Annotated in this window: 17 protein-coding genes and 1 pseudogene; 3 read left to right on the forward strand and 15 right to left on the reverse strand. The window is 63.8% G+C overall.

Features of this window, described 5'->3' with window-relative positions:
* Position 1: 1 nt before the first annotated feature.
* From ACN0YF_RS05900 to ACN0YF_RS05915, 4 genes are read right to left on the reverse strand one after another with little or no spacing between them, the layout of a single operon-like run.
* Positions 2–2,374, reverse strand: coding sequence for an ABC transporter permease (locus tag ACN0YF_RS05900; RefSeq protein ID WP_417493683.1), 2,373 nt, complete (start codon positions 2,372–2,374; stop codon positions 2–4).
* Between the two features lie 14 nt (positions 2,375–2,388).
* A complete protein-coding gene (locus ACN0YF_RS05905) occupies positions 2,389–3,126 on the reverse strand; it encodes an ABC transporter ATP-binding protein (protein WP_417493684.1) in 738 nt (245 codons plus the stop codon).
* A 39-nt stretch (positions 3,127–3,165) separates the two neighbouring features.
* Positions 3,166–4,491, reverse strand: a complete 1,326-nt coding sequence (locus ACN0YF_RS05910) for an APC family permease (RefSeq protein WP_417493685.1) — start codon at positions 4,489–4,491, stop codon at positions 3,166–3,168.
* A gap of 4 nt (positions 4,492–4,495) precedes the next feature.
* Positions 4,496–5,581, reverse strand: a complete 1,086-nt coding sequence (locus tag ACN0YF_RS05915; protein ID WP_417493686.1) for an aromatic ring-hydroxylating oxygenase subunit alpha — start codon at positions 5,579–5,581, stop codon at positions 4,496–4,498.
* 157 nt (positions 5,582–5,738) lie between these two features.
* Here ACN0YF_RS05915 and ACN0YF_RS05920 point away from each other — a divergent pair, with 157 nt between their 5' ends.
* A complete protein-coding gene (locus ACN0YF_RS05920; protein ID WP_417493687.1) occupies positions 5,739–6,443 on the forward strand; it encodes a VIT1/CCC1 transporter family protein in 705 nt (234 codons plus the stop codon).
* Positions 6,444–6,449: 6 nt separating this feature from the next.
* Here the strand turns inward: ACN0YF_RS05920 and ACN0YF_RS05925 are convergent, their stop codons facing one another.
* The 3 genes from ACN0YF_RS05925 to ACN0YF_RS05935 all read right to left on the reverse strand — a co-directional run bounded on the left by ACN0YF_RS05925 (position 6,450) and on the right by ACN0YF_RS05935 (position 11,980).
* Complete coding sequence (locus ACN0YF_RS05925; protein ID WP_417493698.1) at positions 6,450–7,670, reverse strand: hypothetical protein; 1,221 nt, start codon at positions 7,668–7,670, stop codon at positions 6,450–6,452.
* Positions 7,671–7,742: 72 nt separating this feature from the next.
* Positions 7,743–10,862, reverse strand: a complete 3,120-nt coding sequence (locus tag ACN0YF_RS05930) for an efflux RND transporter permease subunit (protein ID WP_417482079.1) — start codon at positions 10,860–10,862, stop codon at positions 7,743–7,745.
* Positions 10,859–11,980 (reverse strand): efflux RND transporter periplasmic adaptor subunit, encoded by a 1,122-nt coding sequence (locus tag ACN0YF_RS05935; RefSeq protein WP_417493688.1) that lies wholly within the window; start codon positions 11,978–11,980, stop codon positions 10,859–10,861. The genes ACN0YF_RS05930 and ACN0YF_RS05935 overlap by 4 nt, the downstream gene beginning before the upstream one ends.
* Positions 11,981–12,259: 279 nt before the next feature.
* On the opposite strand from ACN0YF_RS05935, the gene ACN0YF_RS05940 reads away from it, so the two are divergent.
* Positions 12,260–13,324 carry a serine hydrolase domain-containing protein gene (locus ACN0YF_RS05940; RefSeq protein ID WP_417493689.1) on the forward strand — a complete coding sequence of 355 codons (1,065 nt, stop codon included), beginning with the start codon at positions 12,260–12,262 and terminating at the stop codon, positions 13,322–13,324.
* 84 nt (positions 13,325–13,408) lie between these two features.
* On the opposite strand, the gene ACN0YF_RS05945 is transcribed toward ACN0YF_RS05940, so the two are convergent.
* The 4 genes from ACN0YF_RS05945 to ACN0YF_RS05960 all read right to left on the reverse strand — a co-directional run bounded on the left by ACN0YF_RS05945 (position 13,409) and on the right by ACN0YF_RS05960 (position 18,075).
* Complete coding sequence (locus tag ACN0YF_RS05945) at positions 13,409–14,395, reverse strand: alpha/beta hydrolase (RefSeq protein ID WP_417493690.1); 987 nt, start codon at positions 14,393–14,395, stop codon at positions 13,409–13,411.
* 10 nt (positions 14,396–14,405) lie between these two features.
* Positions 14,406–16,667 carry a TonB-dependent receptor gene (locus ACN0YF_RS05950; protein WP_417493691.1) on the reverse strand — a complete coding sequence of 754 codons (2,262 nt, stop codon included), beginning with the start codon at positions 16,665–16,667 and terminating at the stop codon, positions 14,406–14,408.
* 136 nt (positions 16,668–16,803) lie between these two features.
* Complete coding sequence (locus tag ACN0YF_RS05955) at positions 16,804–17,235, reverse strand: hypothetical protein (RefSeq protein ID WP_417493692.1); 432 nt, start codon at positions 17,233–17,235, stop codon at positions 16,804–16,806.
* A 105-nt stretch (positions 17,236–17,340) separates the two neighbouring features.
* Positions 17,341–18,075 carry a Rho family protein gene (locus tag ACN0YF_RS05960; RefSeq protein ID WP_417493693.1) on the reverse strand — a complete coding sequence of 245 codons (735 nt, stop codon included), beginning with the start codon at positions 18,073–18,075 and terminating at the stop codon, positions 17,341–17,343.
* Positions 18,076–18,343: 268 nt separating this feature from the next.
* On the opposite strand from ACN0YF_RS05960, the gene ACN0YF_RS05965 reads away from it, so the two are divergent.
* The gene (locus ACN0YF_RS05965; protein ID WP_417493694.1) at positions 18,344–18,742 is read left to right on the forward strand and encodes an ACT domain-containing protein; all 399 of its coding nucleotides are present in this window, start codon (positions 18,344–18,346) and stop codon (positions 18,740–18,742) included.
* Between the two features lie 274 nt (positions 18,743–19,016).
* Here the strand turns inward: ACN0YF_RS05965 and ACN0YF_RS05970 are convergent, their stop codons facing one another.
* The 4 genes and pseudogenes from ACN0YF_RS05970 to ACN0YF_RS05985 all read right to left on the reverse strand — a co-directional run.
* A complete protein-coding gene (locus ACN0YF_RS05970; protein ID WP_417493695.1) occupies positions 19,017–19,277 on the reverse strand; it encodes a hypothetical protein in 261 nt (86 codons plus the stop codon).
* 305 nt (positions 19,278–19,582) lie between these two features.
* Positions 19,583–20,298, reverse strand: a pseudogene (locus tag ACN0YF_RS05975) (IS6 family transposase).
* A gap of 430 nt (positions 20,299–20,728) precedes the next feature.
* On the reverse strand, positions 20,729–21,271 hold the full coding sequence (locus ACN0YF_RS05980; protein WP_417493696.1) for a hypothetical protein: 543 nt from the start codon (positions 21,269–21,271) through the stop codon (positions 20,729–20,731).
* A gap of 6 nt (positions 21,272–21,277) precedes the next feature.
* Positions 21,278–22,153: RHS repeat-associated core domain-containing protein (locus tag ACN0YF_RS05985; protein WP_417493697.1), on the reverse strand; the 876-nt coding region annotated here is incomplete at its 5' end.

The following is a 22,153-nucleotide window of genomic DNA, read 5'->3' on the forward strand; positions in this document are numbered from 1 at the left end:
GTTACTCCCCTGTTTTCAGCACGGCGACCATGTCGAGCCGTTCGATCTGGTGGCGCACCAGCAAGCTTGAGGCGATGGTGATCCCGACCAGCAGCGCACCCGCGAGACCGAAGGTCGAGGCATTGATGACGAAGGGCAGGCGGAACAGTTCCGAACTCATCGCCTGCGCCAGAAACCAGGCCATGCCCGTACCCGCCGCCGCCCCGACCGGCAGGGCCAGCAGCGTCAGAAACGCCACCTCGCCGAGCAGGATATAGGAGACATCGGCAACGGTGAAACCGAGCACCCGCAGGGAGGCGAGCTCGCGCTGCCGCTCCGCGAAGGAAATGCGCACGCTGTTATAGATCACACCCAGCGCGATCAGTCCGGCAAAACCGGTATAGATCCAGATCGCGGTGCCCAGATTTTGCTGCATCAGATCATCGAGATTCTGCGCCGCCAGGGCCTGCAGCCCGGTCCCGGCGACCAGCGGCACGGATTTGAGCGTGTTGTAGAGTGTGTCGACCTGGTCCGGATCAACGATCAGATAGGCACCGGAGACCACATCACCCTCGCCGAGCAGGGCGTTGAGATCGCCGATCCGCATCTGGGCACCGGAGCCGATCAGCGTCGTGGTGACGGCCGAAACCGGCACCTGCAGCACCGGACGGCGGCCTTCGGCGATGTGGATTTCCAGCATCTCGCCGGCCTCGATATCGAGCTTGGTCGCCAGATCCTGCGACAGGACAAGCCCGCCCGGCGGCGGCGAGACGGTGCGGTATTGCGCATCGACCATGCGCGACAATTCCGGGTCGGCCGGGCTGCCCATCAGCGCCGCGCGCTCTTCCAGATTGCCATGCCGCAGCCGCGCCGAGACCGCGCGGAAGGGTTCGGCGGCGAGCACGCCGGGCAGGCGTTCAATGCTGTGATAGGCGGCACGCGAGCGCGGCTGAACGAACGTGACAGACACGTCGTAGCGATTGGAAACATTGAAGAAACCATCCATCATCACGCTCATGGAGTCGATGAAGAACATCGTCCCGATCAACAAGGCGCCCGAGGCTGCGACGCCGGCGACGGTGAGGCTGGCGCGGATGGGCCAGCGAATGATCTGACGCAATATCATGCGTGTCTGCTGGTCGATCCGGTGCCAGCGGGTAATGCCCATTCCGGCCGCCTTGGAATAATCCGGCGGCGGTGGCTGGGTCATCGCATCGGCCGGATTGAGGCTGGCGGCGCGGCGCACGGCAATCGCGGCGCCGCCGAGAATCGCGACCGCGGTGATGGCAATGACGATGGCATAGGTGCGCGGATCGGCATTGAAGACGAGGAAGGGGAAGCGATAGTATTGCGTATACATGATCGCCATTTCGCGCCCGAGCCAGATGCCCAGCCCGCCGCCGATCAGGAGCCCGGCCAGGCCGATCACGGCGACCAGTTTCATGTAGTGCCAGCCGACCTCGTCATCACGATAGCCAAAGGCCTTGAGCAAGCCGATCCCGGCGCGCTGCACGGCGATCAGGCGCGAGATGACGATATTGACCAGGAAGGCGGCCACCAGCAGGAAGATGGGCGGCAGGACATTGCCCATGGTGCGCAGCTGGTCGATCTCGCTGGAGACGAAGACATCGGAAATCTGCTCGTCGCGGCCATAGGCGCCCGGGGCGCCATAGGGTTCGAACAGGAGGTCGAGCTCGGCGATCACCGCGGCCTCGCTGGCCCCGTGTGACAGCCGCACCACGGCCTCGTTGAAGGCCCCGTCCTGGTCGACCGCACGCGCCAGCGCCTGACGCCCCATCCACATCACGCCGAACAGGCGATCATCCGGTACGATCTCGCCTGGCGCGATGGTGTAGACATGCTCGGGCGAGAGGCCGATGCCGACGATGACGAGGTGAGCGCGATGGCCATGGATGGTCGCGGACACCGTATCGCCGATCTCCAGCTCATGCGCCGTGGCAAAGCTTTCCAGCACCACCACTTCATCGCTGTGGTCGACCTCGGGGGTGCGGCCGCGGGTGAGATAGAGCTGGTTGACCGAGGGCAGGCCGGTATCAGGCAGGGAGAGGATTTCGCCGGAGGCCGGCTCGCTCATGCCCGGCATGTCGAACAGGGCGCCGGCGCGGATGCGCGTCTCGGCGGCCTGCACGCCGTCCAGGCCGCGAATATCGCTCAGCAGGGCCTGCGGGGCTCGCACCACCGGGGCCCAGATATCGGCCAGCAAATAGCGCTCATAATAGGCGCGCCGCGTCTCCTGCAGCGAATTGAGCATGCCGGTCGAGAGCAATTGCACCGAGACGCCGCCGGCGATGACGAAGGCGATCGCCAGCGCCTGGGTCTTCATCCCCCACAGATCGCGCCACAGCTTGCGATCAAGCACGGAGAGCCAGCTCAAGAGTCCGCCCCCGCCTACCATGTGATGTCCCTGGGGTGTTTGGGATCGGGATTGATGCGCACTTCGCGCACCATGCCGTCGCCGAACACCACCACCCGGTGAGCCATGGCGGCGACGCCGGCATTGTGGGTGATGATCAGCGTGGTGGCGCCGAGCTCGTCATTGACGGTTTTCAGCGCTTCGAGCACGCGCGACCCCGTCGTGGAGTCCAGCGCCCCGGTCGGTTCGTCGCAGAGCAGGACGGAGGGTTGTTTGGCGATGGCGCGGGCGATGGCGACGCGTTGCTGTTCACCGCCCGACATCTGGGCCGGGAAATGGCTCTGCCGCTCCTTCAGCCCGACCATATCCAGCGCCGCATCCGGGGTGAGGGGATTGTCGGCGATCTCGGTCACGAGCGCGACATTCTCCCAGGCCGTCAGGGAGGGCATGAGATTGTAGAACTGGAACACGAAGCCGACATTGCGGCGCCGGTACTGGGTCAGCGCCTGGCGGCTGGCACGGCCGATATCGCGCCCACGGAAGAAGACCTCGCCGCTGGTCGCCTTGTCGAGACCGCCGATAATGTTGAGGAAGGTCGACTTGCCGCTGCCCGAGGCGCCGAGCACCACGACCAGCTCGCCATCGGGCAATTCCAGATCGACGCCGCGCAGGGCCTGCACCTCGGCGGCGCCCTTGCCATAGGTCTTGGTCAGCCCGCGCGTGCGAAAACACAGGCCTTCCATCGGCTCTGTCGGTGCTTTCTGCGTCGGCATGGGCTCTCCCTCGGGAGTGTCAGGCCTCTTGGATAGACGTCAATCAGCTGGCGCGGAAGGCGACACTTCGTCCGTCTTGCGCTGGCGGCCGAGGAAATAGACCGGCAGGCCGGCCACGGTCAGTACCATGCCCCAGAACAGGACTTCCAGGCCTGATCCAAAGATCGCGAAACAGGAATAGAGCCCGGCGAGCAAGGCGATGATCGCCCAGGACCGCGCCGACTTCCAGGAGTGGCGCAGCTCGGCCAGGGCGCTGACCAAGAGTGGCGCCAGCAAGGTCACCGTGCTCATCATCAGCAGGAAGGTGAAGGCGCCGACCAGACCGCGCGAATAGCTCGCGATCAGCAGCAGGGAACCGAGGGTGAGCGAGATCAGCAGCGACCATTTTGGCGCACCGCCGGCATTGGGTGTCGCCAGGAATCTGGGTGCCAGCCGGTCGAGCGCCACTGCCATTGGCAATTGGCCGGACAGGAAGATGATGCCGTTCAGGGCGCCGGCGGTCGCAATCAGGGCGCCGATGGAGATCAGTGGCGCACCCCAGGGGCCAAGGCGTTGGGCGGCGTCGGCAAAGGGCGATGTGGAGGCCGCGAGCTGGTCGGTCGGAACCAGCATCATCACCGCGGCTGTGGATCCGATATAGATAATCGCGACGGTGATGGTGCCGATGACGGTGGCGCGCGGGATGGTCTTTTCCGGATTGCGAACCTCACCGGCGGGAATCGTCCCGGATTCAAGCCCGGCAAAGGCCCACATCGTCAGCAGGGCCGTCGTCGAGAGCACGCCGATGAAGGTGCCGCCCGATGGATTGACCGCCGGCAGGTGGGAAATCTCTCCGGCTACGGCACCGAGGCCGATGATCAGCAGGATGGGCAGAAGCTTGAGCACGGTCATGGCCAGCTGCAGCAGGCTCGCCTCCGAGGCACCGCGCAGGGAGACGAGGCCGAGGCTCCAGATCAGCACCAGGGCGACCCCGGCCTGGGCCATCGGGACCTGTCCGAGTGCCGGGACGAAGACGGTGACATAGCCGACGAAGGCAATCGCGACGGCCGGGATGGCGATCCAGTAGGAGGCCCAATAGCCCCAGACGACGAGAAAGCCCGGCAGATCGCCAAACGCGTCATGGGCATAGGCATAGGGCCCGCCCGTCCGGGTCGTGCGCACAGCCAGCCGGCCGAGCGTCAGCGCCAGCAGGATCGAGCCGCCCGCCGTCAGGGCCCAGCCGGCAAAGCCCATCAGGCCATAGGGCGCCATCACGGCCGGCAGCATGAATATCCCCGAACCGATCATCACCCCGACGGTCAGCGACCAGCAGCCCCAGAAACCGATCGCATTATGCTGCGGCCTTCCGTTTGAATCTTCAGCCATGCCCTTATCCCCCCGAGGCGCGGGCATAGGCCTCGCGCAGCAAATTCTGCCAATGCCAGACGCCGGCCTCCTGGCTGGGCGACAAGCGCCCGGGCTGGTAGGCGCCGCTATTCAACCCGTGCTGGACCCGCTCGCAGATCAGCCGGTCCTCTTCCTGGATCTCGTCGGAAAAGGCGTCATCGGCGTCTGCCATGCTTTCCAGGCCCGGCGCGTAGTAGAAATCGAATTCGATCCGGCAATGGGACGGCCCGTCGGGCACGACGCGATTGGTCTGCATCCGGCCGGGCAGGATATTGAGCATGGTGTTGGGATAGATGAAGAAATACAGCGCCTCACCATCGGCATAAATGCCATTGGGATCGCTCACCGGCGCGCGCTGCAGCGACCAGAAATCGGCCAGCTCGGTCTTGTATTGCGGATAGCTGACGACCCCGCTCAGCCCGGGATGCACGAAGGGCAGGTGATAGCCCTCGAGGTAATTGTCGACATAGGTCTTCCAGTTGGCGGCTACCTTGTAGATGCGGCTGTGATGATGGCGCATGCCCGCCAGATCATAGGGCGCGGTGAGGGCATCAATGCCGGCCATGACGGTGTCAAATTCCGGACCGCCAGCGCGGGCGCGCGCGAAGGTCATGCCCTGCCATTCGCGCAGTTCGATGCGGGCGAGGGCGATGCCGTCGCGGTCGAAATCGGTCGCATCCTGCATTTCCGGCGCGGTGCGCAATTGCCCGTCCAGATCATAGGTCCAGCCGTGATAGGCGCAGCGCAGCCGTTTGGCGCCCTTGCCGTCACAGGTCGCGAGCGGGCCGGCGCGATGGCGGCAGACATTGACGAAGCCGTTCAGCACTCCATCCGCCGCGCGGACAATCAGCACCGGCACACGCCCGAGCGTGCGCACGACATGATCGCCCGGCTCCGCCACGGCCGATGCCGGGCACAGGATCTGCCAGCCTGGCTCCAGAATCTCCGCCTGATCGACGCCCAGCCAGTCATCGCCGGAATAGAAGTCCGGCGCGAGGGCAGAGGCTTCATCCAGTGCCTGCGGCTGCAGGCGTGGATCCGTTGGTTTGGGAGAAATTCCGTCGCTCATTGCAGGACGTTATGGCGGGCCGCCTGTGGCGGCAAGGGATTTGACGGTGCAGCGCGGGCGGACCCGGTCCTGCCCTGCCGGTGGCAATCGGTCGCGATTGCCGCGCCGTGCGGGCCAGCCTAGGCTTGTCCCTTCACACAACAGGGATATTGGCCGCATGAAACGTTCGAAATTCACCCATCCCGAACATCATGGCGTCGAGCGGATCGGCTGGCTGCGCGCCGGCGTGCTCGGTGCCAATGACGGCATTGTCTCCACGGCCAGCCTGATCGTTGGTGTCGCGGCGGCCAATGCCGGACCGGCGGAGATCCTTGTTGCCGGCACGGCCGGACTGGTCGCCGGGGCGATGTCGATGGCGGCGGGTGAATATGTCTCCGTCAGCTCGCAGGCGGATGCCGAAGCGGCCAATCTCGCCCGCGAGCGCCAGGAACTGGCCGATGACCCGGTCGGCGAACAGGCGGAACTCGCCGGCATCTATGTGGCGCGTGGACTGACCAAGGAGCTCGCCGACCAGGTCGCGGTGCAATTGATGGCGAAAAATGCTTTGCAGGCCCATGCCCGCGACGAGTTGGCGATCTCCGCGATCACCACAGCCAAACCGATCCAGGCCGCGGTGACCTCGGCGATCACCTTCTCCACCGGCGCGGCCCTGCCGCTGCTGGTCGCCGTGCTGGCGCCGCACAGCCTGACCATCCCGGCCACCGCCATCGCCTCGCTCATCTCACTGGCCGCGCTTGGCGGAATGAGCGCCCGTATCGGCGGCGCGGATATCGTCAAGGCGACGGTGCGCGTGACCTTCTGGGGCGCGGTTGCGATGGCGGTGACAGCGGCAATCGGGGCGGTGTTCGGCGTTGCGGCCTGAACAGGGTCATCGCGCGGCGGCTGCCGCGTCCTCACCCGCCGGGGCGAATTTCCAGTCCCACCGCTCGGTAACGGCGGGGAAGCTTTCCGCAGGGTAGTAGGCATCAAACTGGGCCATGGCACGCAGCGTTTCCGGTTCGCAGTGCCATGCCTGCCGGATGCCCTCGTCGTACTGGAGCCCTGCCGAGGGTAATTCTGCGTTCTGGAGCCGTTCGACCCGTGCCGCCACTTCGTTCACGACCTGCTCGCACTCCGGCGGAAGATGGCTCAGAGCGGTTTCGCGGACAGGATGGTTGGCGATTGTCGCGTGAATCGCGACCCAGACCGGTGTGGCGGACAAGAAATCGGCGTCATCTTCGCCGGTCCAATGATAGGGCTCGAGGCTGTCGAGCCAGACTGTCCGCGCGGCTGGATAGCCCAATGCAACCCAATCCGGAAGGTGTGATCCGAATGAGGGGCAATACAGCGCGGGTTCAAACTGGGGATCGCGAAGGGTTTCCGCCGGGGGAGGAATGAAGTCGAGGCATTCGGCAATAGCCTGCGTTTGGCCCCAATCGGCAGCCTGGCTCTGCATCAATACGCCGCGGATGCGCAACGACTGATCACTGGCTGCCCTGAGTGTGAGCGAGGCCGCGTACAGGACTTCACGGCACACCAGCCGACGCCGGTTGTGCTCGGCAGAAGTTCTGTGCGGATCGAGCGGTGCATCCCGCAGTGTGGCTTCAAGCGCGGCCCAATGTGGTGAAGCATCGTAGGCCATAAGCTGATCGCTGCAGGCCTGGACGACGTCCAGAAGCGCTGCGTGAGGGTTGCCATTGGGGCTGTCCGTGTAGCTATCCATCCAAGCCATGATACGTGTCCGAAGGAACCATCCATTGTTCAGATCATGCCGCAGCTGCTCGCTTGATTGGGCATAGAAAGCCGATAGCCACTTGATCCTGTTCCGGTGAATCATCGCTCCGGAATCGTCCTCTTCCTCATAATCGAACTGCCCCGTCCGATAGCCACAGGCATTGCGTTCCGCGAGTTCGCCGAGGGCGGTGGCGGCTGGCGGGTAATCGGCTTCGATGCCGACGCGGATCAGTGTGAGTTCTTCCTCGCAATCGGCTCGGGCGGCCGCTGCCGCATAGCGCTGGTCCCAATGCACCGAGCGCGTCGGCCATGGGGCGTCAAACCACCAGATTGCGGCGGCGAGGCTGACCAGAAGGGCGAGGGCGATCCATCTCATGATTGCAGGTTATGAGATTGCGGACCCGGGGGCGAGGGGGATCGCTTCGCTCCGTGTCCCGATGGGGCAGACCTACTCCGCCACCGTCGCGACATCCACACCGGCTTCCTTGGCCTGGGCCTCAAGCTGCCGCGACATCCAGTTCGGGGTCTTGGTGAAACGGCCCAGGGTCGCATAGGCAATCGGGACGACGAACAGGGTGAAGAGGGTGGCGACCGAGACGCCGGTGAAGATCACCACACCGATCGTGATGCGGCTCTCGGCTCCGGGGCCCGAAGCGATCACCAGCGGGAAGGCGCCGATGGCGGTCGAGATGCCGGTCATCAGGATCGGGCGGAAGCGCGTCGTCGAGGCTTCCAGGGTCGCCTCGAGCAGATCGCGGCCTTCCTCGCGCAGCTGATTGGCGAATTCGACGATCAGGATGCCGTTCTTCGCGGCCAGGCCGATCAGGATCACCAGACCGATTTGCGAGTAGATATTCAGGCTCGAGCCGACCAGTTCCAGCCCGAACAATCCGCCGGCCACGGCCAGAGGCACGGTCAGCATGATCACCAGGGGCTGGATCAGGCTCTCGAACTGTGCCGCCAGCACCAGGAAAACGATCAGCAGCGCCATGCCGAAGGCGAACAGCATGGCGGTGTTGGCATTGAGGAATTCCTTGGCGCCGCCGAGATAGCCGGTCGAGAGGCCCGGCGCGAGCTCGCGGGCTGACCATTCATCCAGCCAGGTGACGGCATCGCCCAGCGTATAGCCATCGGCCAGGGTGGCCGAGATGGTGATCGAGCGTTGCCGGTCAACGCGGTTGCGTGAGGAGGCTTCGCCCAGCTCGCGCACGGAGACGAGGTTGGAGAGCGGGATCAACTGACCGCCACGGCCGGAGACGTACAGCGATTCAAGGTCCTCGGCGCTGGACCGGTCCTCGCGCCGGTTTTCCATGATCACATTATAGGCTTCGCCGCGGTCGATGAACTGGCCGACCCGGCGCGAGCCGAGATGGGTCTGCAGGGTCTGGCCGATGGCCGCGATGGAGACGTCGAGCGCGGCAGCGCGTTCGCGGTCGATATCGACGATCAGGCGCGGGCTGTTGGGCTGGTAGTCCTTGCGGGCCCTGACCAGATTGGGATTCTCCGCCGCGATGGCTGCCAGAAGGCGTTCGGCCTCCGCGTCCAGCACTTCGTATTCGGGGCCCTGCAGCACGAACTGGATGTCATCGCCGCCTCCGCCGCCGCCGAGTGATGAACGCATCGAGGCAAAGGCCTGCACGCCGGTCAGCTGACCGAGGCGGCCATTGATTTCATCGAGGATCTCGCCGCCGGGACGGCGCTCGTCCCAGTCGACCATGGTGCCGATGACGATGCCGGAATTATAGCCGGAACCACCCCAGCCAGGCGAAATGACGAGGGCGCGGCGCAATTCACCGCTGTCGAGATAGTCCAGAACCACGTCTTCGACGGCGCCGGCCTGTTCGGCCATATAGTCGAAGCTCGCGCCTTCCGGGCCACTGAAGCGGCCGAAGAAGGAGCCGCGGTCTTCCGGCGGTGTCAGCTCGGAGGGCAGGCGATTGAGCAGGACGCCGGAGCCGGCCAGCGCGATGGCCAGCACGGGCAGGACGAAGAGCGGTGCGCGGATGGTCAGCTCGAGACTGTTGCGATAGCTCGTGCGCAGGGCGTTGACGAGATCATTGACCCATTTGGCCAGGCCGCGGGCCTCGCGCGCCGGACGCAGCAGTTTCGAGGCCATCATCGGCGACAGGGTCAGCGCGACAAAGGCCGAAAGCACAACGGCCGTCGCGATGGTCAGCGCGAGCTCGGTGAAGATGCGGCCGATAAAGCCGGGCAGGAAGACGAGCGGCACGAAGACCGCGACCAGCACGGCGGTGGTCGCGACAACGGCGAAGAAGACTTGGCGGCCACCGCGCAGGGCGGCCAGGGCCGGGCCTTCGCCAAGATCGATGCGGCGCTGGATATTTTCGAGCACAACGATGGAGTCATCGACGACGAGGCCGATCGACAGCACCAGCGCCAGCAGGGTGAGGATATTGAGCGAGAAACCGGCAAAGGCCAGGACAGAGAAAACGCCGATCAGGCAGACGGGCACGACCGCGGCCGGAATGATCGCGGCGCGAAAACTTCCGAGGAACAGATAGATCACCAGCACGACGAGGGTCGCGGCGACAGCGAGGGTGCGCCAGACTTCCCGGATCGATTCCTCGATGAAGATCGTGTCGTCGGATGCCTTGATCAGTTGCATGCCTTCGGGCAGGCCCGGAGCGATCCGCTCGGCCTGCTCCGTGACCCGGCGGGCGACCTCGACGGAATTGGCCTGGCTCTGGCGGACAAAGCCCAGCCCGATCATGTTCTGGCCATTGCCCCGGAACAGGGTGCGCGGCTCCTCGGCCTCAAGCACGACATCGGCGATTTCGCCCAGCCGGACGACATGGCCGCTGGCCTCGGCCCGGATCGGCAGGCGCGCAAAACTCTCCGGATCGCCGAACAGGCGTTCGACCCGGACCACGATCTCGGTATCATTGGTTTCCACCGAGCCGCCGGGCACTTCAACATTCTGGGCCCGCAGGGCCGCATCGATATCGGTGACGGTGATGCCGCGTGCGGCCATGGCCTGCGGATTGAGCCAGACCCGCATCGCATAGCGACGCTGGCCCCCGATACGCACCTGGGCGACACCATCGATGACGGAGAAACGGTCAACCATCACGCGGTCGGCATAGTCGGACAATTCCTCCGACGTCATGCGGTCTGACATCAGGCTGTACCACATGAAGGGGCGGGCATCGCTGTCCTGCTTCTGGACCTCGATCTCCTCGACATCCGGCGGCAGGCGGTCGGTGATGCGGGATACCGCATCGCGGACATCATTGGCCGCCGCCTCGATATTGCGGTCGAGCGCGAAGGTGATGGAAATGCGCGCATTGCTGTCGCGCGAGGAGGAGGTGATGGTCTCCACGCCGTCAATGCCCGACAGCTGGTCCTCGATCACCTGTGTGACGCGGTTCTCCACCACTTCGGCATTGGCACCGGGATAGCTGGCCGAGACCGAGACGACCGGCTGGTCGACATCGGGCAGTTCACGCAGCGGCAGGCCGCGCAGACCGAGAATGCCGAATACCACGATCAGGGCGCTGGCGACGAAGGCGAGGACGGGGCGGCGGACCGCGATATCGGAGAGCGTCATGGCTGGGTCACCATGGTGTTGCTGTCGGCCAGGCCGCTGCCGGGGCCGTATGTCCGGCGTTCGGTGATTTCCACCGTCATGCCGTCGCGCACCCGGTGCACACCCTCGGCGATAATCAGTTCGCCCGCTTCGAGCCCGGCGGTGATCTCGACGAGATTGCCGGTGCGCAAGCCCAGCTCGACATCGCGCCGGTGGGCGGTCGTGGTGCCATCGCGCGTCTCGAGAACATAGACAAAGCTCTCCTCGAGATACCGTGTGACGGACGAGCCCGGCACGGCGGGTCTGCTGCGGACATCGCGGCGCACTTCAACCACCATCAACTGACCGGGCAGGATGCGGCCTTCGGGATTGTCGATTTCGGCGCGCACGATCACGACGCGGGAGATCGGATCCACCCGGCTGTCGACCTGGGCGATCGTGCCGAGGAAAACCTGGTCCGGATAGGCATTGGTCGTCGCTTCGATCACCATGCCGGGCCGGATCGTGGCGAGGAAGCGTTCGGGCACGGTGAAATCAAGCCGGATGGCGCTGATGTCGTCGAGCGTGGTGATCGGATCGCCCGGCCGGATCAGTTCGCCGGGGCTGACTTCGCGCAGGCCGACGACGCCGGAAAACGGCGCCCGCACGATCCGGTCGGCGAGCTGCGCCTCGATCGATGCCACGCGGGCCTGGGCGCGTTCCACCGCGGCGCGGGCCTCGTCCTGGCGCTGCTGCGGTACAACGCCGCGCGCGATCAGGTCATTGACCCGCGTCAGGTCACGATTGGCCTCGCGCAAGGTGGTGCGGGCCTCGCTGAGCCCGGCAGCTTCCTCGGTGTCTGTGAGTTCGATCAGGATATCACCGGCCTCGACTTGCTGGCCGGAGTCGAAATTGATCTGCGAAATCGTATCGGAGACCCGCGCCGAGACGATGACGCTCTCGCGCGAGCGCGCCGTGCCGAGGGCCTCGACGATATCGGCAAACTCGAAGCGCGCGGTTTCATAGGCCGCGACCGGCACGGCAGGCCGCCGCATCTGGCCCTGATCCTGCCCCGTCCCGGACAGGACGCGCACGGTGACAATGCCGGCCATGCCGGCAAAGACAAGCAGGGCGACGATCAGAAAGGCATAGCGGCGCATCCAGAACTCCATGACGCGTAAAAACTCGTCCCACACCTAAAACCTCGTTCCCCCACTGGCAACGTGTCTTGGCGGCGCACCCGGGGCGGGATGCTGCAAGAGCTACGATGCCTGGTGGCGGGCGGATCAGTGTCGGCAATCGCCGCTACGGTGCCGGGCCGCGCCAGGCTTGCGGGGGCGGCGGCGTCACAAGTGTGTGATCGGCGGTGCGCGGTGCTTTTCCGGCAGGGGCGGTGGTGATTGTCTGTCCGGATCCAGATGCATCGGAAATGCCGGAAGATGAAACACGCCCTGCTGATCGGCCTGCTTGGCCTGCTTCTGCCGCAGCCCGCGGCGCAGGCAGAGGACACGGGCGATTCCGGGCGTGCGCAATGGGCCCTCGATTGCGAGGCTGCCGCGCGATACAGCCGCAGCACGCGCGGGATTGCGGTACTGGTGGTGCTGCACGGCACGATCGTGTGCGAGGACTATGCCGCTGGCATCGATCCCGGCCAGAGCTGGGAGCTGGCGAGCGGGGCCAAGAGTTTCACGTCGGTGATCGCCGCCGCGGCCGTGCAGGACGGGCTCATCAGCCTGGATGAGCAGGTCGCGGATACGATCACCGAATGGCAGGACGATCCGAGGCGCTCTCAGATCACGGTGCGGCATTTGCTGGCCCAGACCAGCGGCCTGGCTTCCGGCAATGATGATGTGCGCATTCCCGGCTATCGCGCCGCCATCCGCACGCGCGCCCGTCACGAACCGGGCGCGGCCTTCATCTACAGCGCGCGCCATTTCCAGGCCTTTGGCGAATTCATGCGCCGCAAGCTGGAGGCGGCGGGGCTCGACGCGACGCCGGCGCATTATCTGACGCGGCGCGTCCTCGCCCCGGCCGGGATCGAGCTGGGCTCCTGGGGCGCGATCGACGGCATGCCGGTAATGTCGGAGGCGGTCGAGATCTCGCCGCGCAACTGGGCCCGGTTCGGCGCCCTGATCCTGGGCGAGGGCGTTTCCGGCGGCGTCAGCCTGGTCGACCGGGATGCCCTGGCCGCGAGTTTTGAACCGGGCCGGGTCAATCCGGTCTATGGCCTCTCCTGGTGGTTGCCCGATCATGAGCGGGCGAGCCTGTTGCAACGCCGGCCAACCGGGTCGCAGCTCGACACCATCGAAGCGGGCGAGGGCTTGCCGGCGTTGCGCGTTGCGGCCGGCGCGGGGCGCCAGCGCCTCTATCTGATCCCGGAACTGGACTTGCTGGTCGTGCGCATGACACGCGGCGTCACCGCCGACCCGGCAACCCGCGAGGCACGCTGGTCCGACACCGAATTCCTCACCCGCCTTCTGACGCCGCTCGCTGCCAGCGAGTAGGCGGGCACCCGGTATTGCCAGGGCGCATTCTGGCCTGGAGGCCGAATGGCCGGCCGGCGACGGCGCGCACAGCGACCTGCCGCTTCAGCGCATTCGCCTTGCCAGGAGGTCGAAGGCCGTCCGGCTTTCGTCCATCACCTGGCTCAACCCCATGAAACCGTGCACGACGCCCTCGAAGCAATACAGCCGGGCATCAACGCCAGCCCCCGTCACCCGGCGGACAAAGTCGGCGCCCTCGTCACGCAGCGGATCATATCCGGCGGTGATAACGGTCACGGGCGGCAAATGATCAAATGAAGGCGCAAGCAGGGGGGAGGCGTCAATCAACCTCGCCTGCCCGGGCTCCGAGAGATAATTGCCCGCCGCCCAGCTGATATCCTCACGTGAGAGGAAATAGGTGCCGTCGCCGAGAATCGCACGGGACGCGTGCTCCGGCTGATCCTCGATCACCATTACCGGGTAGAACAGCGCCAGGTGGGAGAGGCGCACGCTGCGTGCCGTGCGCAAGGCGAGGGCCGCGGCCAGCGTGCCTCCCGCACTGTCGCCGGCCAGTGCCAGGGCGCCGGGCGGCAGATCGAGACGGTGCGCGGTATGGATCGCCCAGTGGATCGCCGAGAGGCCGGCATGCAGTGCGGTCGGATATTTGTGCTCGGGCGAGAGCGGATAATCGACACTGGCAACGAGGTGGCCGGTCGCCTGGCAGAGGCGGCGCGCGAAACCGTCATAGGCCCGCGTGTTTCCGAGTGTCCAGCCGCCGCCGTGCAGAAAAATCAGGATGCCGCGGGGCGGGGCGCCGTCCGGCATGGACGGCGTGTAGCAGCGCAGGCGCGCCGCCTCGCCCTGAACTTCGGGACCGACCGCATCCTCGACCATGGCCACGTCCGGCCCCGGCTGATCGACCGCCAGCATGAGCTCGTCCATGGCCTGGCGGGCGTCGTCAAGCGGCAGGTCGCGGATCGGCGGTGCGGCCGGATCGGCGCTGTCGAGAAAGGCCCGGGCGCCCTTGGAGACGGGCTTTCGCCGCGCCTCCTGCACGCCGACCGGGCGGGTCGAATAGGGTTTCAGCCACATCGGACCGGTCCTATCGCCGCACGATGAAGCGGATATCGGCCGTCCGCGGCGCACCGTAATAGGCGAGCTGGTAACCGGGGAAGTCGGCCAGGTCGAAGGCTTGCGTGGCATAGGTCTCATCGAGAAGATTGCGCACGCCGGCCCGTATTTCCCAGCTGCCATCCTCGGCACCCAGCCCGACGAAAGCATTGACCAGGGCATAGCTGTCCTGCGCCAGGATCTCGGAACTGGACACGGTGGGATAGGTCTTCGAGCGCCAGGCGGCATCGATATGCGCGCTGGCCAGCCAGTCATCGCCAACCATCCATTCATAGGTGCCGGCGACGCCGCCGCTCCATTCCGGTGTGTTGACCAGTTCACGGGCATCGGAAATATCCACCCCGCCGGGGCCGATATATTCTTCGTAATGGGCGTCCATATAGCCCATATGCGCATTGAAGCTGAGACCGGGGGCTGCCTGCCAGGAGAGCTCGGCCTCCATGCCCTGGATCACCGCTTCGCCCGCATTGGTGAATTGCGCCTCGAACGCCCCCGTGCCGGGATTGGCGGTGAAGCTGGAGAGTTGCAGGTCGGTGTAATCATTGCGGAAGATCGCCGCGTTGAAAATCACCCGCCCGTCCGCGAGGGTGGATTTGAAGCCGGCCTCATAGGACCAGACAAATTCCGGATCATAGGCACTCGCATCAAAGGTGGTGTTGGAGCGGCCGTCGAAACCGCCGCTCTTGAAGCCGCGCGAGGCGAGGGCGTAGAGCATGACCGTATCCGAAACGGCATAGTCGAGCCCGATGCGCGGGGTGAAAGCACTGAAGTCCTCCTCGGCATCGATATCGGTGACCACGAGGCCGGCGCCGGTCTGGAAGGGCGGCGGGTTGGCTGTGCCCGGTGCATAGAGTTCCTGCAGGCGCACGAAGGACTTGTTTTCGTGGGTATAGCGCAGTCCGCCACTGAGCCGCAGCCGCTCGGTCAGGGCATAGCTGGCGTCGAAATAGGCGGCCCAGGCGTCGGTGGTTTGATCATTCACAGAGCCGCTCTGGAGCGGGTAGGGGAAATACACATTCCCGCCCAGGGGCAGAGCGATGGACTGCCCGGCCAGACCGTTGAAGGTCTCATCGGAATCCCGGAAATAGTAGACGCCACCAGTGGCCTGCAGCGGTCCGCCGGCATCATAGTCCAACCGGAATTCCTGGCTGAACTGCTCGGCGTCCTCGCGCACGAAAATCTCGAAAATCTCCATTTCCGTGCCATCGAGATCGAGATTTGAGTCATAGCTCATATCCCGCCAGGCGGTGATGGAGGTGAGGGCGATGGCATCATTGAGCTGCCAGCGAAGCCGGCCGGACAGGCCCCAGCTCGACAGGTCGTCGAGATCATTGAAGCTCGCCCGGATCTGATAGGGATCAGACTGGGCCGGGAACTGCACAAGCGCGCCGGTGCCCGGTTCAAAACCGGCCACTTCGGTGGCGCGTGCCGGGGTGCGCGAGGTGTCTGGGGAATCCTGCGACGCATCCAGGGTCAGTTCGAATTCGAGATTGTCGGTCGGGGTGAAGAGCAGGCCGGCACGGCCGGAAATCCGGTTCACATCACCATCGTCCGATCCATCGACCTCATTGGTCGCATAGCCATCGCGGCTGGAATAGAACAGCGCCAGCTTGCCGGCGACCTGGTCTTCCGACAGCTCTCCGGACACACGGGCGCGGGCGAAGACGTGGTTATAGTCACCAAAGCCCGCTTCCATCTGCAGGCCGGGATTGTCGCCGGGGCGGGTGGAGATGAAACGCACCGCGCCGCCGATCGTATTGCGGCCATACAGCGTGCCCTGCGGCCCGCGCAGCACTTCGATACGCTCGACATCAAACACGTCGAGCACGGCCCCCTGGGTGCGGGCGAGATAGACGTCATCGAGATAGACCCCGACGCCCGGCTCGGCGAAGGCGAGCGAATCGACCTGGCCAACGCCGCGGATATAGATCACGGCATTTTCGGCATCGCCGGTGTGCAGGGTGAGATTGGGGACCGCATTCTGCAGGCTGGTGATGTCGCTGGCCTGGAGGGCTTCAAGCTCGCGCTCGCCAAAGGCGGATACGGAAAGCGGGACATCCTGCAGGCTCTCCTCGCGCCGGCGTGCTGTCACGGTGATGACATCGCTGGTCGTGGCCGGCCGGGCCTGCTCGGCGACCTCCTGGGCCCCGGCAAGGCCGGCTCCCGCGGTCATGAGAAGCGCAACGCTGAGGGCGTGCACGGATACGGTCTGGCTCAAACGCGTGAGCGGCATGATGGTCTCTCCCCTGGATGGTCCCGGTCTTTTGCCGGCGACGTTTTTCTATGGGGCAGTGTCGGCGCGACAGGGGTATCCGCTCAATCGGAGAAATAACGGAAAGAATACCCGCGAAATCTGCGCCTATTGGCCCTCAGGCCTTGCCGCTGGTTCCGAAGGTCTGCTGCACCAGCGCCAGCGTGCGTTCGAAATGACCGCGCAGCAGGGCTTCCAGCTTTTCCGAGGGCAGGAGGACCGTTGTCCGCTTGTCATCGCCGGTCTTGGAGTTGACCAGAAAGCCGTCACCGACAGCGCGGTTGATGCGCTCTTCCCGGGTCCGGTTCGAACCGGTCTTCATGGCCTGGCAGGCGCTGGAAATGCTCATCGGCGTACCGCGCCAGCGTCCGCGCAGACAGGCGACGAAGAGATACCAGTATTCCTGGGTGAAATAGTGTGGCTGGCCGGAAAACGTCTCGTCCCAGTCCCGGGCGTAGTCTTCCAGGAGTTCTGTCCAGTCGGCCAGAACGCCCTCATCCATCGCTCCCTCCGCCGCAGCGGAAGAATTGGTGCCGGACCCTTGTGTCATGATGTTGAACTAATCAGCCGGCCCGGCCGATGACAAGCAGAAAGGTGCGTGCAGAACGCCGGTGAAATCCGATGCTTACTTGAGCTGATCCCTCGCGCGCGCACCTCAGTTTCCACGGCGGCGCGGTGCCGGCCGGCGAGCCGGGGTCAGCGCGTCCTGGCCGGGGCGCGTGCGGCGGCGTATCGGGAGCGCGGAGCTTTCGTCCAGTTCTCCACGCGCCGCGGCGACCAGTGTCTGGAAGGTTTGCGCGAGGCCCGCCTGCGTCAATGCGGAGTTCTCGCGATAGGCGGCGACGCCGGGCTGGCTGGCCAGGGCTTCACACTCTTCACGCGGGATGGGGGCTCTGTGTCCGGGCTCCGGATGAGCACGCAGGTCGGCCTTCATGCCGATCAGGATGATGGGCGCCTGGGGCAGGTGGTGGCGAATTTCGGGGAGCCATTTTTGCGTCACGGCCTCAAGGCTGCCGCGGTCGACGATTGAAAAGCCGAGGCCGACGACGTCCGCGCCCGGATAGGCCAGCGGACGCAGGCGGTCGAAATCCTCGCCGCCCGGCGTTTCGCTCAGCTCCAGCTGGGTCGGTTGCCCCTGATAGACACGTTGGACGGTGAAGGTATCGAAACCGGTGGGCATGCGCTCTTCCGGAAACCGGTTCGTCGTGTACGAAACCAGCATGCAGGTCTTGCCGATATTGCCATCGCCGACAAACACCATCTTGATCGTAGAGACACCGGTGCGCCCCGCCGCGGACCGCGGCAGCGCCAGTGTGAGTGCGCCTGCACCGCCAAAAGCCAGGATGTCGCGTCGGTTCATTTCAAGCCCCCGTCTGTCCTCGAGCCACACGCTAGCATAGGCACGCGGGTGTTTTCAGCAGGAAACCGTCGGGCGGCATTGGTCAACGCAGGGCCTGGTCCCTGTAGGGGGCAAGGCACTCCCCGGACGTTGGCGCGCGCAAGGTCGATCTGGGCGGGCAGCGGGGCACCCGCAAAGCTGGTCATCGGAATGATTGTATTCAGGCGGGAAATCAGCGCAGTAAGCGCTGCGGGCGGGGCCTGAAGGAGGCCGGCATGTTGCCCGCCGGCCTTGAAACGTGTGGGAACAGGGGGAAATCATGGTGGGTGAGACCAATCTGGACCGGCTCCTGGCCAGCATGTCGCCGGAACTGGTCGACGGCCTGTTCGTGTTTGCGACACTTGCCGATGGTGCGGTGCCGGCCGGGCTTCGTCCCAGAATGCTGTTCCAGGAAGCGGAAGGCACGACCCTCATTGTGCTCAAGGAGGAGGCCGACGCGAGCGGCCTGGCCTACGAATTTCCCTGCCGCATGATCACCCTGAACGTCCATTCCTCGCTCGAGGCTGTCGGTTTCCTGGCCCGCATCACAACAGCGCTCGCAAGCCATGAGATGGGCGTGAACCCCGTCTCGGGCTTCTTCCATGATCATCTCTTCGTGCCCGATGGCCGGGAACTGGACGCGCTCGCCGTCCTCAAAGGGTTCGCGAGCGGGGGCTGAACGAGGGCTGTTTGCGGGTCGGTGCGGCGAATATTGGCCTGAAACCGTTTCACCCGGAACGCATCGTTTCATACGGGATGCGGACACATACCAGGACCGCCAGACGGAAGATCTCGGGCGAAGTCTTGAAATATTTGAACGGATTACGCATCCGGAGAGGCTAGGGAGCTGCCGTCCCGCGCTCAGGGCGAAGTTCTTCTGACACGACCATAGCGACGCCAAGTCTAGCGGAGCGGTCATAGTCATGGATGTTGTGTCCGCCCCTCTTTTCCGATCATTTAAAGCCACTCATACCTTTGATCACAGCCCACGGGATTAGGAAGAAGCTCAAACTGAGCAACGAAACATAAACATGCGTAATTGCTGTAAGGGCAACAAACAGGGCAATGTACAGGAACAACAGCGACACAGACCTTCGGCCGAACCAAGTGCTCAGAACGTAGATTTTTCCGAAGAAAATTCCGACTGCGATAGCAATCCAAACCCCATGCTCAAATCCGACCGCTACCAGCAACACCGAGAACAGAATGAGCAACAAGTATTTCCTGTCACTCCGGTTCATTCGTCGCACATTCCCACCGCCTGACAGCCTTGTTGTCCAGCTTCTGCTATAATGTTGACCGCATCCCCGCCGGCATTAGCGCCAACCGCTGACGTGACGGCAGGCACGGCTTCCTCCCATTCGTCGGCCATGTTGTTCAGCACCTGAACCCGGGCTCGATTGCGCCGCTGCCCACCAGTTACGCGCCTTCTGACGTTGTTCGCTTCTTCTCTCAGCTCATCGACAGGTGCTGTCAGACGAATCCGGGCCCGTCTCCGAAATCGACCAACGACCTTAGCTCAGGCCGCAAGTTGACGCCATTCGGCCAGGGCAGCGGATCGGTTTTGCTTGAATGCTTCTCTGCGGTTTAAGTGACGTTCGTGGCTGAAGTGATTGTGGACGGATGACTGGGTTGAGACGAACTTTTGGAGCGTCTCGAAGCTGCGAAACTTGCCCATGGCAAGTTCCTTTCGCCGGAAGGGGAGGTGGGAGTTTTCGGCGCGGTTATTGAGCCAGCGTCCGGTCTCCTGACGGCCGGCATTGCCGATCACGTTCATTGCGGCTTTGTAGGACTTCAGCCGATCCGTCACCACGACTTGCGGATTGCCGTATCGCTTCATCGTTCTGCGCAAGAATCTCAATGCTGCTTTGCGATCCCGGCGCCTTGTGACATAGGCCTCAAGAACTTCGCCTTCGTGATCGACGTCCCGCCACAGGTAATGAAGGTCGCCGTTGATGTTGGCTACGCCGGCCTTCGGCTCACGAAAACCTCGTCGAGGTGCCAGGTCCAGTTCGAGTGACGATGGCCCTGAACTCGACGCTTTCGGATCTGTGCCGCGAACATCGGCCCGAACCGGTTCCACCAGAAGCGCACCGTTTCGTGCGTGATATCGATCCCGCGCTCGTGGAGCAGGTCCTCGACGTTCCGAAGCGAGAGCGGGAAGCGGATGTACATCATCACCGCAAGGCGAATGATCTCGGGCGAAGTCTTGAAATATTTGAACGGATTACGCATCCGGGGAGGCTAGGGAGCTACGTCGCCGCGCTCAAGGCGAACTTCCTCTGACAACACCCCGAGCCGTCATAGGCAAAGGTGAATGTGACCGATCAGGCCATAGCGGGGCCAGACCCCGCCCTGAAAACCATGCCGGGATCCGGCCAGACTGGACTTGTCTCGTCAAGGGTCCTGACCGCGTAGCGGCGCTTCGCGCCCTTGACGAGACAAGTCCAGTCTGGCGCCCTGCTTGGCAAGGATTTCAGGGATGGCTCTGCCCGGCGCATGCCGGGGATTTTCAAAAAACGCCAATTAGTTCACGTGGTTGGAATGCAATAAATGGTGAGTGTCCCCATTTATTGTGGTGAGTGTCCCCATTTATTGAAAAAATCCCTTGCAGAAGGGGGGCCGTCCACACATGTCACCATTTATTTCCATTTATACCAGAGTCCTATTCTAGCCGAATTCTCACATAGTTGGTTGATAGCTGCTCTCCAGCCATATTCCCGGCTCCCAAGCCGATACAAAGTTCACCAACTTGCTCTGGGAGTGGCGGCGGCATCGGCACGCGGTACAGAGAGGCATATCTCTCCATCGCGCTGCGATAGTCATTAGGAATCACGGCCAAATAAGTGAAATTCGGCAAATCAGACACTTGGTCGGAACGATCAATATATGCGGGCGCGGAGAGAAGATCGGCTGCATCTGAGCCCGATTCACACAATCGAATTCTATAATACAGAAAGGCCATATGTTTTTCGTCGACTATCCGCTCAAGATTCATATTCGCGCGCAGCGACACGACCCAATACCCATCATCGCTAGTCACGAACTCCGGCAGAGTAATATTTGACACGGTCTCAAGATCACCACCAATCATGCTTACTTTCGCTACCTCGTAGATATCGATTTCAGCCCTCGTTGTGCACCCACTCAGCAAGATGGAGATCGCCGCACAAATGATTGGAAGTGCTAGTTTTGTGATCATAACCATCTCGGTTCAGTCCTCATATGTGCGATCAACGATGTCTTTTGCGCTGAGACCGTCAACACCAGGCGCTTCGAAAGCGCCACTGAAGTCCGCGTGATTCGTATCGGCCGTAATCATCACATCAGCTTGACTAGATTGAAATGCGCGGGGTGTGCCCCCGCCAAGGGTGGAAAGTCCGCCGAGAACTCGCCCAGCTGCCTCGATGACATTACCATCTCCTGCTCCGGTGGCGCGAACGCCAACCGTTGTGCCCACGGAGTCTGCAGCACCGCCGAGGCCGCTGGCTCGCCCAACTTTACGAACCCCATCAACCCCCACTAGAGTGTCTACGCGTATGCCTTCACTGGCCAGTGTTTGCGTAACGCCTACAGCTGTGTTGGCACCATAGCTGTGGCCTATGATGTTCAACGGCTCTCCATTGCCGGCATTGGCCCTTGCAAAATCGGTGGCCTCGCTTCTTTGATCTTGCGTAAAATAGCCAACAGTTCGACCGTCTGACCCTTGATTTTCAGCATAAGTGCGAACGATACCCGTAGCGGAATCACCCGCACCGCCGATGTAAACGTCCGTAACCTCCCCACTCGGATCCGTCGCATTCAACGGATCGCTCCCCACATAAGCATACAGGTTCATCTGATCCGCATAGCCCACCGGATCGGTCTCCAGAAACCGCCCGATTTCCGGCCAGTAATAGCGCGCCCGGTAATAATACAGCCCGCTCTCGGCGTCATAGCGTCGCCCGGTATAGCGGAAGGGATTGCCGGAGGTGTCGAGCGGGGCTTCGACGCCATAGGGGGTGTAGACATACTGGTCGGTGAGGGCGCCCGATTGCTGGTTGGACAGGGCGATCACTGAACCGAGCCGGTTGGCGTGATAGTACTGGCG

Origin of the sequence: Maricaulis sp. (genome assembly GCF_048270265.1) — a bacterium.
Taxonomy (GTDB): Bacteria; Pseudomonadota; Alphaproteobacteria; order Caulobacterales; family Maricaulaceae; genus Maricaulis.

What these genes read in the sequence shown, in the direction of transcription:
- ACN0YF_RS05905 (WP_417493684.1), bottom strand. Translation starts at nt 3,126, where the DNA reads ATGCCGACGCAGAAAGCACCGACAGAGCCGATGGAAGGCCTGTGTTTT.
- ACN0YF_RS05910 (WP_417493685.1), bottom strand. Translation starts at nt 4,491, where the DNA reads ATGGCTGAAGATTCAAACGGAAGGCCGCAGCATAATGCGATCGGTTTC.
- ACN0YF_RS05915 (WP_417493686.1), bottom strand. Translation starts at nt 5,581, where the DNA reads ATGAGCGACGGAATTTCTCCCAAACCAACGGATCCACGCCTGCAGCCG.
- ACN0YF_RS05920 (WP_417493687.1), top strand. Translation starts at nt 5,739, where the DNA reads ATGAAACGTTCGAAATTCACCCATCCCGAACATCATGGCGTCGAGCGG.
- ACN0YF_RS05925 (WP_417493698.1), bottom strand. Translation starts at nt 7,670, where the DNA reads ATGAGATGGATCGCCCTCGCCCTTCTGGTCAGCCTCGCCGCCGCAATC.
- ACN0YF_RS05930 (WP_417482079.1), bottom strand. Translation starts at nt 10,862, where the DNA reads ATGACGCTCTCCGATATCGCGGTCCGCCGCCCCGTCCTCGCCTTCGTC.
- ACN0YF_RS05935 (WP_417493688.1), bottom strand. Translation starts at nt 11,980, where the DNA reads ATGCGCCGCTATGCCTTTCTGATCGTCGCCCTGCTTGTCTTTGCCGGC.
- ACN0YF_RS05940 (WP_417493689.1), top strand. Translation starts at nt 12,260, where the DNA reads ATGAAACACGCCCTGCTGATCGGCCTGCTTGGCCTGCTTCTGCCGCAG.
- ACN0YF_RS05945 (WP_417493690.1), bottom strand. Translation starts at nt 14,395, where the DNA reads ATGTGGCTGAAACCCTATTCGACCCGCCCGGTCGGCGTGCAGGAGGCG.
- ACN0YF_RS05950 (WP_417493691.1), bottom strand. Translation starts at nt 16,667, where the DNA reads ATGCCGCTCACGCGTTTGAGCCAGACCGTATCCGTGCACGCCCTCAGC.
- ACN0YF_RS05955 (WP_417493692.1), bottom strand. Translation starts at nt 17,235, where the DNA reads ATGACACAAGGGTCCGGCACCAATTCTTCCGCTGCGGCGGAGGGAGCG.
- ACN0YF_RS05965 (WP_417493694.1), top strand. Translation starts at nt 18,344, where the DNA reads ATGGTGGGTGAGACCAATCTGGACCGGCTCCTGGCCAGCATGTCGCCG.
- ACN0YF_RS05980 (WP_417493696.1), bottom strand. Translation starts at nt 21,271, where the DNA reads ATGGTTATGATCACAAAACTAGCACTTCCAATCATTTGTGCGGCGATC.